The organism is Nocardia arthritidis (genome assembly GCF_011801145.1).
Lineage (GTDB): Bacteria > Actinomycetota > Actinomycetes > Mycobacteriales > Mycobacteriaceae > Nocardia > Nocardia arthritidis_A.
This window is the reverse complement of record NZ_CP046172.1, coordinates 3,721,578-3,737,853: the sequence shown is the minus strand read 5'-3', so window position 1 is coordinate 3,737,853 and position 16,276 is coordinate 3,721,578. Positions and strand designations below refer to the sequence as shown.

At 68.3% G+C, this 16,276-nt stretch carries 19 protein-coding genes; 9 read left to right on the top strand and 10 right to left on the bottom strand.

What is annotated here, in order from left to right:
• Positions 1 to 52 precede the first annotated feature (52 nt).
• From F5544_RS16810 to argC, 6 genes are read right to left on the bottom strand one after another with little or no spacing between them, the layout of a single operon-like run.
• Positions 53 to 556 (bottom strand): arginine repressor, encoded by a 504-nt coding sequence (locus F5544_RS16810; RefSeq protein WP_167474060.1) that lies wholly within the window; start codon positions 554 to 556, stop codon positions 53 to 55.
• A complete protein-coding gene (argF, locus tag F5544_RS16805) occupies positions 553 to 1,494 on the bottom strand; it encodes an ornithine carbamoyltransferase (protein ID WP_167474059.1) in 942 nt (313 codons plus the stop codon). Before argF ends, F5544_RS16810 begins: the two co-directional genes overlap by 4 nt.
• Entirely contained in the window at positions 1,491 to 2,699 is a 1,209-nt protein-coding gene (locus F5544_RS16800) for an acetylornithine transaminase (RefSeq protein WP_167474058.1), read from the bottom strand. Before F5544_RS16800 ends, argF begins: the two co-directional genes overlap by 4 nt.
• Positions 2,696 to 3,622, bottom strand: coding sequence for an acetylglutamate kinase (gene argB / locus F5544_RS16795; RefSeq protein WP_167474057.1), 927 nt, complete (start codon positions 3,620 to 3,622; stop codon positions 2,696 to 2,698). The genes F5544_RS16800 and argB overlap by 4 nt, the downstream gene beginning before the upstream one ends.
• Positions 3,619 to 4,836: a bifunctional glutamate N-acetyltransferase/amino-acid acetyltransferase ArgJ gene (argJ, locus tag F5544_RS16790; protein ID WP_167474056.1), complete on the bottom strand. Its 1,218-nt coding sequence runs from the start codon at positions 4,834 to 4,836 to the stop codon at positions 3,619 to 3,621. The genes argB and argJ overlap by 4 nt, the downstream gene beginning before the upstream one ends.
• Positions 4,833 to 5,891: an N-acetyl-gamma-glutamyl-phosphate reductase gene (argC, locus tag F5544_RS16785; RefSeq protein WP_167474055.1), complete on the bottom strand. Its 1,059-nt coding sequence runs from the start codon at positions 5,889 to 5,891 to the stop codon at positions 4,833 to 4,835. The genes argJ and argC overlap by 4 nt, the downstream gene beginning before the upstream one ends.
• 78 nt (positions 5,892 to 5,969) lie before the next feature.
• Here argC and F5544_RS16780 point away from each other — a divergent pair, with 78 nt between their 5' ends.
• Positions 5,970 to 6,167: a hypothetical protein gene (locus tag F5544_RS16780; RefSeq protein ID WP_167474054.1), complete on the top strand. Its 198-nt coding sequence runs from the start codon at positions 5,970 to 5,972 to the stop codon at positions 6,165 to 6,167.
• A gap of 241 nt (positions 6,168 to 6,408) precedes the next feature.
• Here F5544_RS16780 and F5544_RS16775 read toward each other — a convergent pair whose 3' ends face one another.
• A complete protein-coding gene (locus F5544_RS16775; protein WP_238847281.1) occupies positions 6,409 to 7,116 on the bottom strand; it encodes an ArsR/SmtB family transcription factor in 708 nt (235 codons plus the stop codon).
• A gap of 64 nt (positions 7,117 to 7,180) precedes the next feature.
• Here F5544_RS16775 and F5544_RS16770 point away from each other — a divergent pair, with 64 nt between their 5' ends.
• The 4 genes from F5544_RS16770 to F5544_RS16755 all read left to right on the top strand — a co-directional run bounded on the left by F5544_RS16770 (position 7,181) and on the right by F5544_RS16755 (position 10,425).
• Positions 7,181 to 7,864: a hypothetical protein gene (locus F5544_RS16770; RefSeq protein ID WP_203217575.1), complete on the top strand. Its 684-nt coding sequence runs from the start codon at positions 7,181 to 7,183 to the stop codon at positions 7,862 to 7,864.
• A gap of 123 nt (positions 7,865 to 7,987) precedes the next feature.
• Positions 7,988 to 8,332, top strand: a complete 345-nt coding sequence (locus F5544_RS16765) for a YciI family protein (RefSeq protein ID WP_167474052.1) — start codon at positions 7,988 to 7,990, stop codon at positions 8,330 to 8,332.
• Positions 8,333 to 9,562: an RNA polymerase sigma factor gene (locus tag F5544_RS16760; protein WP_167474051.1), complete on the top strand. Its 1,230-nt coding sequence runs from the start codon at positions 8,333 to 8,335 to the stop codon at positions 9,560 to 9,562.
• 65 nt (positions 9,563 to 9,627) lie between these two features.
• Positions 9,628 to 10,425, top strand: a complete 798-nt coding sequence (locus tag F5544_RS16755) for a Clp protease N-terminal domain-containing protein (RefSeq protein ID WP_167474050.1) — start codon at positions 9,628 to 9,630, stop codon at positions 10,423 to 10,425.
• 13 nt (positions 10,426 to 10,438) lie between these two features.
• Here the strand turns inward: F5544_RS16755 and F5544_RS16750 are convergent, their stop codons facing one another.
• A complete protein-coding gene (locus tag F5544_RS16750; protein ID WP_167479259.1) occupies positions 10,439 to 10,924 on the bottom strand; it encodes a carboxymuconolactone decarboxylase family protein in 486 nt (161 codons plus the stop codon).
• A 143-nt stretch (positions 10,925 to 11,067) separates the two neighbouring features.
• On the opposite strand from F5544_RS16750, the gene F5544_RS16745 reads away from it, so the two are divergent.
• Entirely contained in the window at positions 11,068 to 11,982 is a 915-nt protein-coding gene (locus F5544_RS16745) for an RNA polymerase sigma-70 factor (protein ID WP_428847174.1), read from the top strand.
• A 48-nt stretch (positions 11,983 to 12,030) separates the two neighbouring features.
• On the opposite strand, the gene F5544_RS16740 is transcribed toward F5544_RS16745, so the two are convergent.
• Entirely contained in the window at positions 12,031 to 12,474 is a 444-nt protein-coding gene (locus F5544_RS16740; protein WP_167474048.1) for a MarR family winged helix-turn-helix transcriptional regulator, read from the bottom strand.
• Positions 12,475 to 12,549: 75 nt separating this feature from the next.
• On the opposite strand from F5544_RS16740, the gene F5544_RS16735 reads away from it, so the two are divergent.
• Entirely contained in the window at positions 12,550 to 14,103 is a 1,554-nt protein-coding gene (locus F5544_RS16735) for an MFS transporter (RefSeq protein ID WP_167474047.1), read from the top strand.
• Between the two features lie 59 nt (positions 14,104 to 14,162).
• On the opposite strand, the gene F5544_RS16730 is transcribed toward F5544_RS16735, so the two are convergent.
• Positions 14,163 to 14,750: a TetR/AcrR family transcriptional regulator gene (locus F5544_RS16730; protein WP_167474046.1), complete on the bottom strand. Its 588-nt coding sequence runs from the start codon at positions 14,748 to 14,750 to the stop codon at positions 14,163 to 14,165.
• 101 nt (positions 14,751 to 14,851) lie between these two features.
• Between F5544_RS16730 and F5544_RS16725 the strand changes: the two genes are divergently transcribed.
• Together F5544_RS16725 and F5544_RS16720 are read left to right on the top strand one after the other, a co-directional pair.
• A complete protein-coding gene (locus F5544_RS16725; RefSeq protein WP_167474045.1) occupies positions 14,852 to 15,460 on the top strand; it encodes a DUF2867 domain-containing protein in 609 nt (202 codons plus the stop codon).
• Positions 15,457 to 15,837 carry a DUF6463 family protein gene (locus tag F5544_RS16720; RefSeq protein ID WP_167474044.1) on the top strand — a complete coding sequence of 127 codons (381 nt, stop codon included), beginning with the start codon at positions 15,457 to 15,459 and terminating at the stop codon, positions 15,835 to 15,837. The genes F5544_RS16725 and F5544_RS16720 overlap by 4 nt, the downstream gene beginning before the upstream one ends.
• Positions 15,838 to 16,276: the final 439 nt, after the last annotated feature.

Below are 16,276 nucleotides of genomic sequence, written 5' to 3'. Positions count from 1 at the left end.
TCGAATAACGAAGCAACACAACGACTCCGGCACGGGCCCGCCGGCCGCACCGTCAGGCGAGTTGCTCGATCTTCGCCGCCAGCTCGGCGCCGGTGAGCGGTTCGCGCGCGATGACCGCGATGGTGTCGTCGCCCGCGATGGTGCCGACGATGTACGGCAGCGCGGCCCGGTCCAGTGCGCTGGCCAGGTAGTGTGCCGCGCCGGGCGGGGTGCGCAGCACCGCGATATTGCCGCTGGCGTCGGTGGAGACGAGCAGGTCGCCGAGGAGTTTCGAGAGCCGGTCGGTGCCGCCGGTGACGCCGCGCACCGGGCTGCCGTCCTCGGGCACCACATAGACGCCCGCACCGCCGTCGGCGGCGCGCAGTTTCACCGCGCCGAGCTCATCCAGATCCCGCGACAGCGTCGCCTGCGTCGTCTCGATGCCCTCCGCCGCGAGCAGCGCCGCCAGCTCGGTCTGGCTGCGCACCGCGTGCGCGGTCAGCAGTTCCACGATGCGGGACTGCCGCCCGGCCCTGGTCCGCGCGATCGCCGGACCCTTCTCCGCCTCGGCCGTCACGGCCGTCGCTCACATCGCGCGAGCAACCACACCAGCAGCGCCTTCTGCGCGTGCAGCCGGTTCTCCGCCTCGTCCCAGACGACGCTGTGCGTGCCGTCCAGCACCTCGTCGGTGATCTCCTCGCCGCGATGCGCCGGAAGACAGTGCAGCACAACGGCATCCGGCTGAGCCTGGGCCAGCAGATCGCCGTTCACCTGGAAGGTGCGGAACGGGCCGACCCGGTCGAGGCCGTCGTTCTCCTGCCCCATCGAGGTCCAGGCGTCGGTGACCAGCGCGTCGGCGCCCTTGGCCGCGGCCACCGGATCGCCGGTGATCGTGATGGTGGCGCCGGTCTGCGCGGCCCGCCGCTGCGCCGCGTCGACGATCCACGGCAGCGGCTCGAAGCCCGCCGGCGCGGCGATGGTTACGTTGATGCCCGCGGTGACGCCGCCGAGCAGCAGCGAATGCGCCATATTGTTGGCGCCGTCGCCGAGGTAGGTGAGATTGCGGCCGGACAGCACGCCCCAATTCTCTTTCAGCGTCAGCAGATCCGCGAGCACCTGGCACGGATGGAATTCGTTGGACAGCGCGTTGACGACGGGAACCGTTGCGGTGACGGCCATCTCATCCAGCCGGACTTGTTCGAAGGTCCGCCACACGATGGCGTCGACGTAGCGGGAGAGCACCCGCCCGGTGTCGCCGAGGGTTTCCTCGCGACCCAGTTGGGTGTCGCGCCCATCCACCACCACCGCATGCCCGCCGAGTTGAGCGATGCCCACCTCGAACGAGAAACGCGTTCGGGTGGAATTCTTTTCGAAGATCACCCCGACACCGCGCGGCCCCTCCAGCGGCCGGTGCGCGAACGGATTCCGCTTGAGCTCGACGGCAAGCTCCAGCACCTCGGCCTGTTCGGCTGGGGTCAGATCGTCGTCCCGCAGGAAATGCCGTAGCCCACTCATCCCTTGGCTCCCTTCGCATCCGCGGCGTTGTCCAGGATCCGCGGCAGGTCGCCGACGAATTCGTCCACCTGGGTTTCGGTGAGCACCAACGGCGGCGCGAGCCGAATCACGTTGGGCTTGGGCGCGTTCACCAGATATCCCGCCTCCCGCGCCTGAGCCTCGACCTGTGCCGACACCTCGTCGGCGAGCACGATGCCGAGCAGCAGGCCCGCACCGCGCACATGATCGACGAGCGGATGCCCGAGCTGTTCGATCCCGTCGGTCAGCCGCTTGCCCACCGATTCGACGTGTGCGAGCAGACCCTCCTCATCGATCGTCCGCAGCACCGCGTTGGCGGCGGCCGCACAGACCGGATTACCGCCGAAGGTGGTGCCGTGCAGCCCCGGGGTGAGCAGTTGCGCGGCGGGTCCGGTGGCGAGCACCGCGCCGATCGGCAGGCCGCCGCCCAAACCCTTGGCCAGCGTGATCACGTCGGGGGTGATGCCGAATGCCTGGTGCGCGTAGAACTTTCCGGTCCGGCCGATGCCGGTCTGCACCTCGTCGAGCACCAGCAGCGCGCCGTGCCGTGCGGTGATCTCGCGCGCCCGGACCAGATAGTCGGTCGGCGGGACGACGACACCGCTTTCGCCGAGGATCGGTTCCAGGAAGACGGCGGCGGTGTCCTCGTCGACCGCCGCGGCCAGCGCGTCGGCGTCACCGAACGGGACGTGCACGACGCCGGGTGGCATGGGCGCGAACGGTTCCCGCTTGGCCGGTTGACCGGTGAGTGCGAGCGAACCCATGGTCCGGCCGTGGAACGCCTCGGCGCAGGCGATGATCTTGGGCCGTCCGGTCAGCCGCGCGATCTTGAACGCGGCCTCGTTGGCCTCGGTGCCGGAATTGCAGAAGAACGCCCGGGTGCCGTGTTCCTCGTCGACGCCGAAGTGGGCGATCAGCCGCTCGGCCAATTCGACCGCGGGCTCGTTGACGTAGAAATTCGACACGTGCCCGAGCGTGCCGAGCTGTTCGGTGACCGCGGCCAGGATCGCCGGATGCGCGTGGCCGAGGCTGTTGACCGCGATGCCGCCGAGGAAGTCGACGTAGCGCTTGCCGTCCGCGTCGTGGACCACCGCACCCGCGCCGCGCACCAGCGCGAGCTTCGGCGTGCCGTAGTTGTTCATCATCGCGGCGGACCACCGCTGCTGCAGTTCTTCGACTTTGGTCATTTTTTCGTTCCGTCCAGCGACCCCGTGCCCTCGGGCGCGGGTGTCACCATCGTTCCGATTCCTTCTCCGGTGAACAGTTCGAGCAGGACCGAATGCGGCACCCGGCCGTCGATCACATGGGCGGTCGGCACGCCGGCCGATACCGCGCGCAGGCAGGCCTCCATCTTCGGCACCATGCCCGCGTCGAGGCGCGGCAGCAATTCGGCGAGCGCGCCGGTATCGATGCGGGTGATCAGCGAGGAGCGGTCCGGCCATTCGGTGTACAGACCCTCGACATCGGTGAGCACCACCAGCTTTTCGGCGCCGATACCGGCGGCCAGCGCGGCGGCGGCGGTGTCGGCGTTGATGTTGTGCACCACGCCGTCGGCGTCGGGGGCGATGGTCGAGACGACCGGAATGCGGCCTGCCGCGATCAGATCCAGCACCGCGTCGGCGTTCACCTCGGTGACGTCGCCGACCAGGCCGATATCGGTGGGTTCACCGTCGACGTCGACGGTGCGGCGGGTCGCGGTGAACAGGCGCGCGTCCTCGCCGGAGATGCCGACCGCGTACGGACCGTGCGCGTTGATCAGCCCGACCAGCTCCCTGCCGACCTGACCGAACAGCACCATCCGCACCACGTCCATCACCTCGGGTGTCGTCACCCGGAAGCCGCCGCGGAATTCCCCTTGCAGGCCGAGCTTTTTCAGCATGGCGCTGATCTGCGGGCCGCCGCCGTGCACCACCACCGGATGCACGCCGACGGTGCGCAAGAAAGCCATATCCGCGGCGAAGGCGCGCTTGAGCTCGTCGTCGACCATGGCGTTGCCGCCGTACTTCACCACCACGATCTTGTCGTGGAATTTGCGCAGCCACGGCAGCGCGTCGGCCAGCACATGCGCCTTGTCGAGTGCCGAAAGATCCCGCACCGCATCACTTGTCATGAGCTGTACGCCGAATTCTCTTCGACGTAGCCGTGCGAGAGGTCGGTGGTGCGGATCATCGCCGACGCCGCACCGACATTCAGGTCGATCCGCACATCGATATCGGCGCCGGACAGGTCCACCTCGCGGGCGCCCGGCACCCCGACGCTGTCGACGCAGACCGGATTTCCGTTGAACGACACCGCGATCCGGTCCGGATCCAGGGTGACCGGGGCCATGCCGACCGCGGCGAGCACCCGGCCCCAGTTCGGATCCGAGCCGAACAGCGCGGTTTTCACCAGGCTGTCGCGGGCGACGCAGCGCGCGGTGGCGACGGCCTCGTCCTCGGTGTGCGCACCCGTGACGGTGATCCGCACCCGCTTGGTGACACCCTCCGCGTCGGCCATCAGCTGGGCGGCCAGATCGTCGCAGACCGCGAGCACGGCGGCGTCGAGTTCGTCCTGGGTCGGCGTGACCTCGCTGGCGCCGTTGGCCAGCAGCAGCACCGTGTCGTTGGTGGAGCAGGAGCCGTCGACGTCGAGCCGGTCGAAGGTCCGCTTCGTCGCGTTGCGCAGGGCGCGATCGAGCTGTTCGGGGGTGGCCGCGGCGTCGGTGGTCAGCACCACCAGCATGGTGGCCAGCGACGGGGCGAGCATGCCCGCGCCCTTCGCCATCCCGCCGACGTTCCACTTGGCGCGGTGGTGGAAGGCCGATTCCTTGGGCACGGTGTCGGTGGTCATGATCGCGTGCGCCGCGTCCAGTCCGCCGGACAGTCCGCCGCCCATCTCGTGCACGATCTCGGTGACGGCCGGGATCAGCTTGTCCATGGGCAGCCGGTCACCGATCAGACCCGTTGAGCAGACCGCGATTTCGCCGGCGCCGGTCTCGGTGCCCCAGTTGCTCAGCGCCTTCGCGAGCTCCTCCGCGGTGCGGTGGGTGTCCTGGAAGCCGAGCGGACCGGTGCAGGCGTTGGCGCCACCGGAATTCAGGATCACCGCGCGCAGGCGGCCGCCGCTGAGCACCTGCCGCGACCACAGCACCGGGGCGGCCTGCACCTTGTTGCTGGTGAATACGCCGGCCGCCGCGTATTCCGGCCCCTCGTTGAAAACCAGTGCGAGATCCGGTTTTCCGTTCTTCTTGATGCCCGCCGCGATACCCGCCGCGCGGAAGCCGAGCGGTGCGGTGACGCCCTGCGTGCGTACCAGCTTTCCGTCCGGGATTTCAGTTGTCGTCACGGTGCCACTCCTACGGTGGAAAGTCCTGCGGTCTCGTCGAATCCGACGGCCAGGTTCATGGATTGCACCGCGGCGCCCGCGGTGCCCTTGGTCAGGTTGTCGATCGCGCCGATCACCACCAGCTGCCCGGCATCGGCATCCACCGCGACCTGCAGCGTGACGGCATTGCCGCCGAGCACCGAACCGGTCTGCGGCAGTTGACCTTCCGGCAGCAGATGCACGAAAGGTTCATCGGCGTAAGCTTTTTCGTAGACGGCTCGGGCCTGTGCGGCGTCCACCGTCGTCCTGGCGGTGCACGTGGCCAGAATGCCCCGCGGCATCGGCGCCAAAACGGGGGTGAAGGATACGGCGACGTCGGCGCCGCCCGCGGCCTTCAGGTTCTGCGCGATCTCCGGGGTGTGCCGGTGCGCGCCCGCGATGTTGTACGCGCGGGCCGAACCCATCACCTCCGAGCCGAGCAGGCCGATATCGAGTTTGCGGCCCGCGCCCGAGGTCCCGCTCACCGCGACCACCGTCACCGCCGGTTCGACGATGCCCGCCGCGACGGCGGGGGCCATGGCGAGGCTGGCGACGGTGGGGTAGCAACCGGGGACGGCGATTCGCTTGGCGCCCTTCAGCTTTGCCCGGCCGCCGGGTAGTTCGGGTAGGCCGTACGGCCAGCTGCCCGCATGCTCGCTGCCGTAGTACTTCCGCCACGCCGCGGGATCGGTGAGCCGGAAGTCGGCGCCGCAGTCGATGATCACGGTCGAATCCGGCAGTTGTGCGGCGATGGCGGCGGACTGACCATGCGGCAGTCCGAGGAAAACCACGTCGTGCCCGGCCAATTCCTCGACGGTGGTCGGGGCCAGCACCCGGTCGGCCAGCGGTAGCAGGTGCGGCTGCAGCTCACCGAGCGCGGTTCCGGCATTCGACCCGGCGGTCAGCGCCCCGATGACGAGGCGGCCCGCGCGGTAGGCGGGATGACCGAGCAGCAGGCGCAGCACCTCACCGCCCGCGTATCCGCTCGCACCGGCCACCGCGACCCGCAGCGCGGGTCCGTCCGAGATATCAACCATGTGATGATTATGCACGACTATGCAAGCTCATTCACGATTGGGTGTGACTGGGGAACGAATCTACGCTACGATTAGAACATGCGTTCGAACAGACGCCTCGAGGAGCAGCTAGCCGCCTTGGAGGGAGCGGTCGCCGGACTGCGTGGGCTCGACCTCACACCCGCGACCGAGGATGAACTGGCCGAGCTGCTGCGCCGCGTCGAATCGGCGGCCCGGGCACTCGCCGTATTGATTGCCCGGGTAGCCGATCGACTTCGGCAGTTGAGGGCGAAGTAGCGATGCTTTCGCGCCTCGTTCCGGCCGGGCTCGGGTGATGAACGAGCGCGACGGCGTCGGTCGGTGGTTCGGGCGCTCCCGGGGTTGATCGCCCGAACCACCGATCGACTTCACGGCTCGCAGGCGCCGCATGACGGTTCAGCACCGGTTTTCGCGCATGGGACCGATGCTTTCCCGCGTGTGTAATTGCTTGCGCGGCAAGCTGATCGCTATATGCGCGGACCGGAATAGGACAAGTCGCTCAGCGCAGTTCCGCCGGATCGATACCGAGCAGTTCGTGCAGTCCGTCCTCCCCTGCCGGGGTGACGCGGATGGCCCGGCCCGAGCCGATTCGTTTGATCCAGTCCAACTCACGCAGGCGGCGGCAGACCTGAGCGCCCGCCAGGCCGCCGAGGTGGGTGCGGCGTTCGGTCCAGTCCAGACAGGGGCGCGCCAGCGGTCTCCGGGTGCCGCGCAGCACCTCCGGATCGATGCCGAGCGGGCCGGTCAGAAAGGCCATTCCACTCCCGGTCAAGGCGAAACCGTTTGCGGCATCCAGGAATTCGCGCTCGGTGAGCGCATCGGCGATGGCGACGCCGAGCCGGCCCGCCAGATGGTCGTAGCAGGTGCGGCCGCGGGCCATGGTCGCGGCGACGGTGGCCGATTTCAGGTTCCGCACCTCCTCGCTCGGGGGTCCGACATAGGCGGCGAGCGCCTCCAACAGCTCGGCCACCCGCGAATTCGCCAGCTGCACATAGCGGTGCCTGCCCTGGCGGCGTTCGATGAGCAGACCGCCCGCGAGCAGCCGGTTCAGATGTTCGGTCGCGGTGGACGGCGCGACGCCCGCAAGCCTGGCCAACTCGCCCGCGGTCCAGGCGCGGCCGTCGATCATGGCAAGGCACATCCCGGCGCGGGTGCGGTCGGCCAGCAGCGCGGCCAGTGCGGCAAGGTCGGCTCCTCTGGTATCCACCCCACCATGATGGTGCGCCGACATTTCGGCGGTCGACGAAATATCCGATGGTTACCGTCGCCGCATGAATACTGTGCTCACCGATCCCGACCAGGTGCGCGCCGCGCTCGAGCAGGCGCCCGTCCCGCACGCTCCACAGGGCCGCCATCCCATCGGAATGGCCTGGCTACGGGCCAACGTCCCGCGGTTCTGCGACGGCGAGGACCATGCGCGCCGCCGCGCCCTGGTGCTGGCCGAACTGGTCCGGCTCGCGCCCGCCGATCTGCACGATCGGGTGTTGACCGCGGCCGGACCGCTGCCGCATGTGACGGCGCTCGCCGAAGCCATGGGGCTGCACGGCATTTCGGCCGAATCCGTGGAAATCGTTGCCGCGCACTACCATCCGCACGAGCCGGACAGCGCGGCGGCCGATGCCGCGGTGGCCGAACTGGTCGCCGCCTGCGGCGGCGTCGCCGACGAGATCACCGCGGCCCGGATCTGTGTGCTGGTCCAGAGTTGCGCCGCGACAAACGGATTGGTCGCCAACGTGCGCGCCCGCGGCGGCTCGGAACCGATCGTGGAACGGATCGAGCAGACCATGCGCGACGATCCGCCGCTGCGGGTGACCCGGCGCGTCATCGACGGCGAACTCGTCGAACTCGATATGCGCCATCCCGGGCTCGGCTGGGGCGCCGGACCGCACGCCTGCCCGGGCCGCGAACACGCCACCGCGCTCGCCGCCGGAATCCTGGCACGGGACGGGGCCTGAAAAAGATTTCGCGGCGGTGTCGATTCCCGCGGTGCGCGTTCGTGTAGGAGATGAGGCCGATCGACGGGATCGGCGCCTACCGAAGGAGTAATGATGAGCACTGCCACCGACCCGAGGAGCGGCATGAAACAGTACCTGCTCGGCATCTACCAGCCCGAGGGCGCGACGCCGCCGGACAATCTGGACGAGATCATGCGCGAGGTGGACGCGTTCAACGCGGATCTGCGCGCCGCGGGCAAATGGGTATTCGCCGCGGGCCTGCACGCGCCGGAGACCGCGACCGTATTGCGCGCGAACAGCGGCGAGATCCTGGTGACCGACGGCCCGTATCTGGAGTCGAAGGAGTACATCGCCGGGTTCAGCATCATCCGCGCCGAGGACCTCGACGAGGCGCTGACCTGGGGACGGCGCCTCGCCACCATCCTCGGCGCGCTGCCGGTCGAGGTCCGGCCGCTGGTCGACGAGTAGATGCCTCCCGCTGCACACGCGGTGATCCGCGACGTGTTCGCCGAACACTACGGCCGCGCGGTCGCCGGCCTCACCCGCGTCCTCGGCGATATCGGCCTCGCCGAGGACGCGGTGCAGGATGCGTTCGCCACGGCGGTGCTGCGCTGGCCGAGCGAGGGCGTGCCGCCGAGTCCACCCGGCTGGATCTTCACCACCGCGCGCAACCGGGCCATCGACCGGCTGCGCAGGGAGGCGGCGCGGAAGGACAAATACGCGCAGGCGGCGCTGCTGCGGATATCCGGCGAACCCGAGGACACCGGCGCGGTGCGCGACGACCGGCTGCGGCTCATCTTCACCTGCTGCCATCCGGCGCTGGCACGAAATGCCCAGGTGGCCTTGACTTTACGGCTACTCGGCGGCCTCACGACGGCCGAGATCGCCCGCGGCTTCCTGGCCGCCGAGCCGACGATCGCCCAGCGGATCGTGCGGGCCAAGAACAAGATCCGCCACGCCGGGATCCCGTACCGGGTACCGACGGATGCCGAACTGCCCGAACGGCTTTCGGCAGTGCTCGCGGTGATCTACCTGATCTTCACCGAGGGGCACACCGCGTCGTCGGGTGCGCGGCTGACGCGGGCGGATCTGTGCGCGGAAGCCATCCGGCTCGCCAGAGCGCTGACCGAGCTGATGCCCGACGAACCCGAGGTGCGCGGCCTGCTCGCGCTGCTGTTGCTCACCGAATCACGCAGGGCCGCGCGAACTTCCGCCGAGGGTGCGCTGATTCCGCTCCCGGACCAGGACCGCGGACTGTGGGACCGCACGCTGATCGCCGAGGGCCATGCGCTGGTGCTGGAATGCCTGCGGCGAAATCGACCGGGGCCGTATCAGATCCAGGCGGCGATCAATGCCGTGCACACCGACGCGGCCGATACCGCGAGCACCGATTGGGCGCAGATCCTCGCCCTCTACGACCAATTGCTCACGCTGACACCGAATCCGATCGTCGCATTGAATCGCGTCGTGGCCGTCGCGGAAATATCGGGACCGGAAATCGCGCTTAGGCAACTCGATTCGATCGAATTGCCGAATCACCATCTGTTCCACGCTATTCGCGCCGATCTGCTGCGCAGGCTCGACCGCGACGCGGAGGCGGTCGCGGCATACGATGCCGCCATCGAACGGACGGCAAACGACGCCGAACGAGAATTCCTGCTGCGCCGCCGCGATTCCATCGACTCCGATATCCGCTGAGCCCACACCCGGTTTCGTTTTCGTCGCTAGCATGGGATCTATGCGGCGGAATCAGAGGTAGCTCTGTGTTCGAGAAATTCACCGATCGGGCCCGGCGGGTCGTCGTACTCGCCGCGGAAGAGGCGCGCCGACTCGCCCACGACCACATCGGGGCCGAACATCTGCTGGTCGCCTGCCTCCGGGAATCCGGCGAGGACACCGCATCCCCGATCGGCAGGCTGCTCACCCAGGTCGACCTGACGCCGGCGGCGGCGATCGCACTGATCGACCTCACCCCCGGATCGGCGAAAAACGCTGAGATCGGCCATATTCCGTTCGACGACGAGGCGAAGGCGGCGCTGGAGTCGTCACTGCGGGAAGCCATACAGATGGGCGCCGAGAGCATCGCGCCCGGACATATCCTGCTCGGCGTGCTGCGCGCCGCCTCGACGACGGAAGGGTCACGGGCCCGCATCGCCATCGCCGATCTCGGCATCTCCGGCGCACTGCTGCGCAACTATCTCGGGCGTCGCGAACCGGGGCTGGCGTCGCGGACGATGAAATCCATCGCGCTGGCGAAACTCAAAGCGTCCCAGGGCGATAGCACGCACGTCCGCACCGAGCACCTGCTCTGGGCGCTGCTCGCCAGCGATCCGGAACTCTTCGACCGAGTACTCGAACCGCTCGGCGTCACCCGTGAGCGGCTCACCGCCGAGGTGCAGCGCCTCGTCGATCCGTATCCGGACCCCTATCCCGACCCATACCCCCATCCGGAGCCGTATCCAGAGCCCTATCCGAATCCGTACCCGGATCCCTACCCGCCGCCCCCGTACCCGGATCCCTACCCGCCGCCTCCGGAACCGAATGCGGAGCCCGGCGAGTAGGCCGGGATCCGGCTCAGTTCGCCACGCGCTCGAAGGTTCCCGGCTCGTATGAGCCGCCCTTCGTGCGGGTGATCACCAGCAGCCGGTTGGCGGCGTTGATCATGGCGACCAGATAGACCAGCGCGGCGACCTGATCGTCGTCGTAGTGCTTGCGCACCTGAGCCCAGGTCTCGTCGGACACACCATGATCGGCGTCGGCGAGCCGGGTACCTTCCTCGGCGAGCGCCAAGGCAGCGCATTCGGCCTCGGTGAATACGGTGGATTCGCGCCAGGCGGCGACCAGATTGATTCGCACCGGCGGTTCGCCCGCGGCCGCCAGTTCCTTGCTATGGGCGTCGACACAGTAACCGCAGCCGTTGATCTGGCTGGCGCGCAACTCCACCAGCTCCTGCAGCGACTTCGGCAGCGACGACCCCATGATCGCCATGCTGGTATTGGCGAACCGCTTGCCGATCTTGGCGCCGAACTCGTTGCCGTTCAGGTCGAAACGGGGTTCCATCATCGAATTCCTCACTCGGGGTATTGAATTGAACGACCAAGAGACGACCGCGACCGGAATCCCGTAACAGCGCCGATATGTGATGAGAGCCACTGCCGCAACGGTGTTACGCAACAGCGGGAACCGGCGTCTGGTGGGGTGATATCGCAGAGCGAGGACAGGAGTCACCCATGGCCGGAACAACATCCGATCCGGACCCGGCCACCGCGGCCTTCATCGCCCACCGCAACCTGCTGTTCACCGTCGCCTACGAAATGCTCGGCTCGGCCGCCGACGCCGAGGACGTACTCCAGGAAACCTGGCTGCGGTGGACCGGCGTCGATCTCGACACGGTCCAGGATCAGCGCGCGTACCTGATTCGGATCACCACTCGCCAGGCGCTCGACCGGCTGCGCTCACTCGGCCGCCGCCGCGAATCCTATGTCGGCCCTTGGCTGCCCGAACCGCTGCGCACGGCGCCCGATGTGGCCGAGGATGTCGAGCTGGCCGAAAGCATCTCCGTGGCAATGCTTCTGGTGCTGGAAACGCTCACACCGGTCGAGCGGGCGGTATTCGTGCTGCGCGAGGTCTTCGATCTGGGCTACGACGAGATCGCCGCCGCCGTCGACCGGACCCCGGCCGCCGTGCGCCAGCTCGCGTACCGAGCGCGGGCCCACGTCGCCGCGCGTCGCCCGCGCGGCGCGGTCTCCGCGGCCGAGACCCGAACCGCCATCGCAGCTTTCCAGCGCGCGATCGAAACCGGCGACCTACAGAATCTCCTCGATGTGCTCGCGCCCGACGTGGTTCTCCTGACCGATGGCGGTGGCGTCGTACAAGCCGCACTCGAGCCGATCGTGGGAGCCGAGCTGGTAGCCCGAGTAGTCGGCCGGATCGCGGGCACCGCACTGCTGCGGGCCGAGCAGATCAACGGCCATCACGCCCTCGTCGTGCGGATCGATGGCCAGGTCGACACCATTCTGACCGTGCGGATCGACGACGGTCTCGTCACCGGGCTCTACGCGGTTCGCAACCCCGCCAAGCTCGCTCGCACGGATCGCGAGACCACGCTGCTGCGCTGAACGGAATCGCCACTGCAACAGGGGTTTTCGAATGCCGGGCGCGACGGCCTACCGGCATGCCTCGGACACGTTCGCCAGCCAGTGCCGAACCGCCTTCATCTGCTCGGCGTCGAAGGCCGCCGCCAGTTCGGCCTCCCGGCGGATGACGGCGCGATGCGCCTGTGCGTAGCGCGCCGCACCCGCCTCGGTGACGTGGAACTGCTGGGTGCGGCGATCGGTCGGATGCGGCCGTCGCTCGATCAGCCCCTCACGCTCCAGACCGCCGAGCATTTCGGTGGCGGACTGCCGGGTGCAGCCGACCTCCCTGGCGATATCCGCGGCCGACATGCCGGGCTGCGCGCGGGCCATCATCAGCGTGGCGTATTGCGGGCTCGACAGCCCGAATGCCTTGAGCTCCTCACCGATCGCCGAACGCATGGCGAGCCACGCCTTGCGGACCGCGAAGGTCAGCGAACCCGAATCGTCCCGGCAGGAATCCACACTCGACCTCATAAGTAGATTGACAGGTTCCTGACAAGTCTGCACAATCCTCTCGTCAGGTTCCTGTCAATCATAGCGAAGGTTTCGATGACCACGCCCCCGACGTTGCCGAAGTCCCGGCAGCGCTTGATCCTCGCCGTACTCCTGTTGGCCTCCTTGCTGATCTGGATCGACAACACCATCCTCGGCACCGCGTTCGAGACGCTGGCCGACCCGGTCCGCGGCCTCGGCGCCGATCCGGCCCAATTGCAGTGGGCCACGGGCTCTTACACGCTCGTCTTCGCCGCGCTGATGTTCACCGCGGGCGCGCTCGGCGATCGCTTCGGCCACCGGCGCATGCTGGGCACCGGGCTGGCGATCTTCGCCGCGGCGTCGGTATGGGCCGCCTACGCGGGCGACGCCGACCATCTCATCGCCGCGCGGGCCGTGATGGGCATCGGCAGCGCCCTGCTCATGCCCGCCGTAATGGCAACCATCACTTGGACTTTCACCGGTCCGGCACGTGCGTCGGCGATCGGGCTCACCTCCGCGTCGGCCGGGGTCGGGATCGCGGCCGGACCCCTGCTCGCCGGTGTGCTGCTCGCCCATTTCTGGTGGGGCTCGGTATTTCTCGTCAACGTCCCGATCGTCGCGGTGGCGCTGGCCGGAATCGCCTTGCTGGTACCCAACTTTCGCAGTCCCACCCGGCGCGCCCTCGATCCGGCCGGGCTGCTGCTCTCGATCGGCGGACTCGGTGCGCTGGCCTACGGCTTGATTCGCGCCGGACAGGTCGCCGAGTGGGGCCGTATCGATATCGTGGGACCGCTCGTCGCGGGAGCGGCGCTGCTCGCCGCCTTCGTATTCGTCGAACTGCGCATCCCGCAGCCGAGCTTCGACCCGAGACTCCTCGCACAGCGCTCCTTCGGCGGCGGCGCCGCCGCGCTCGGACTACTGCTGTTCGCCATGACCTCGGCCGGTTTCTACAGTGCCTTCTATCTACAAGGCGCACGCGGCTTTTCGGCGTTGGCGGCGGGTTCGGCCAGTTCTCCCGCCGCGGTCGGCGTCATCGTCGGCGGACCGCTCGGCATTCGCCTGGTCCGCCGCTGGTCGCTGCGCCCGGTCACGGTGATCGCGCTGATCGTCACCGCACTGTCGATGGGCTCCTTCACGCGGTTCGGCTTGACCACCCCACTGCTCTGGAACGAGATCGTCGTGCTGGTACAGGGCCTGTCGATCGGCATCGTGATCGGCTCGGTGAGTGCGGCGCTGATGAGCACCCAACCGCTCGAGCGCGCCGGCGCCGCATCGGCGGTCATCAATACCGTGCGACAGACCGGCAGCGTGCTCGGAATCGCCATCGGCGGAACGATCATGGCGATCGTCTACCGCCACGCCATCGAGGCCGCCCTCCCCGATCTGCCCGCCCCTGTTCAGGATCGCGCGCGGACCTCCGCCGAACAGGCCCGCCACGCCGCCACCGCGCTGAACCGCCCGGCCCTCGCCGACGCCGCCGACAACGCGTTCATCCACGCCATGCACGTCTGCTCGGCCTGGACCATGCTCATCGCACTGTCCGCGGCGGTCATCCTGGCGATCACCTTGCGCCCCAACCGAAAACCCGAACCCGTCGAGCTGGACACCCTCGAACCGGTCGCTTCATAGCATCGAATGTCCGTGCGTCGCACGGTATCTCGACCCGTCGACAGAACGGCGACCCGAAATCAAGGGTTTCCGATGCGGGGTCCGACCTCGCCCGGCGAGCGGTCGAGGAGGAAATCGCCCGCGCGGGCGATGACCTCGGCGCGAGTGCGGCCGGGATGGTCGGCGGCCAGGAAATGGCTGCCGATGGCCGCGCAGAAGGCGAGCAGGCTGCGCGCCTCGACCTCGTCGGGGTCGGCGCAGATGGTGCCGATCGCGTCACGGAGCAACTGCATGCGCCGGTTGTCGACGCGGCGCAGGCGTTCGGCGACGGCCGGGTCGCGGCGGGCCCAGTCGCGGATGGCCAGGTCGATGGGGAGCAGGCGGTCGCCGGAGAAGGTGAGTTTGCCGGCCAGTCGCGCCTTGTCCAGCACGTCGCCGCCCGCCTGTTCGACGCGGTCGACGACATCGAAGGTGCTCTCCCGCTCCCACACGTCGAGCATCGCGGTCAGCAGCGCGTCGCGGTCGGCGAAGTAGCCGTAGAACCCGCCCTTCGTCACTCCGAGCGCCTTGGCCAACGCCTCGACCCGTACCGCGTCGACACCGCCGTCGGCCAGTGCCCGCAGCCCCGCCTCGACCCATGCTTCGCGCGGTGTGCGCAGTGCGCCCATACGTGGTCCACCTCACTCCCCGAACCCGTTGTACGGGTCCGTATAACAGGTCTAACCTCAGGTTATACGTTACCGTATAACTACAGAGGGCAGTGACAACGATGAGACTCCCCGTAACCGAGCACACCGGCCGCCCGTGGCGGATCCACGAGATCGCACCCGACTTCCAGGTCTATGACGTGTGGTCGTTCCGCACCCCCGGCGCCGGACCCGACGACTTCCCGGCAATGCTCGCCGCGCTGCGGGCGACCGGCGGGCCGGGCGATCAACCCCCACTGGTCCGGTTGCTGTTCGCCGTGCGCTGGCGACTGGGCGCGCTGTTCGGCTGGGACGATCCGGACGCGGCCATCGGACGGCGAATTCCGGCACTGCGCGACCGGTTACCGCAGGACCTGCGCGCGACCACGGACGGCGGCCCGCTGCCGGACACCCCGTTCACCACCATGTACGAACTCCACGACGAAGCCGCCAACGAGATGGCGAATATGACGGTCCACACGGTCATGCACCTCGGTTGGGTTCCGGCCGCCGACGGTGAATACGAGCTCCGAATGGCGGTGCTGGTCAAACCGAATGGACTATTCGGACGGTTATATATGACAGGGATCGGACCGTTCCGATTCCTGATCGTCTACCCGGCCCTGACCCGCCAATGGGAACGCGCGTGGCTCAACCGCGGTCCCGTGTCTCGGAACGGGGCGGACCGATGATCAAGTGGGCAGGCGGACTCATCGTGTTGTTCGGCGCCGCGCACACGATCCTCGCCCTGACGCTCTTACGCGCCGCGCGCTATGCCGGAACGTGGTTCAGCGGCGGACTCTGGAGCGACGACCTCAGCGCGATGAGCCCGGCGAACAGCGCATATTGGTTGACGCTGAACAGCTTCGGCATACCGCTGGTCATCCTCGGCCTCGCCGTGCTGTGGCTGGACCGCCGCGGCATCACCCCACCCCCGTTCATCGCGTGGACGCTGGGAATCTGGACGATCACCGTCGCCGTGATCCTCACGCCGTCACCGTGGCCGATCCTGCTCATCGCCGATATCCTGCTGCTGATCGCCGCCCGCCGCGCGGCGCGTGCCGCCTGATCTCGAGATTCGCTTTCTGAAAAGCCTGCGGATCACCGGTTTCCGATCGCACCATAGCGAGATCCATTGTCGGGCGGGGAGTCGAGAGCGAAGGATTCGTTACCGGCCAGTAGGTCGAACCCGACGCCAAAAGCCTTCGCCGACAATGGAACTCGCGCAGTCGGCCGCACGCCTGAACTGGCACCGCGACACCGGAAAAACCCAACTCGGAAGTAGCTTCCCCACCGGTTGACGGGCATCGGGTGGAGGTTTAGCCTCCATCCGGTGAACAGTGCTCACCACTTGGTGATGGTGCGACCAGCCGTCCCGCTCGACACGGTCGCCGCCCGCCGCACCTCGCGGCACCGCATCCGCCGTCCCGCCTCGTGAACCAAAAGGCGATGCGCGGCAACGGAACATACGCGGAATTGTGAGCAACGAGCCATCCAGTCGGCCAGGC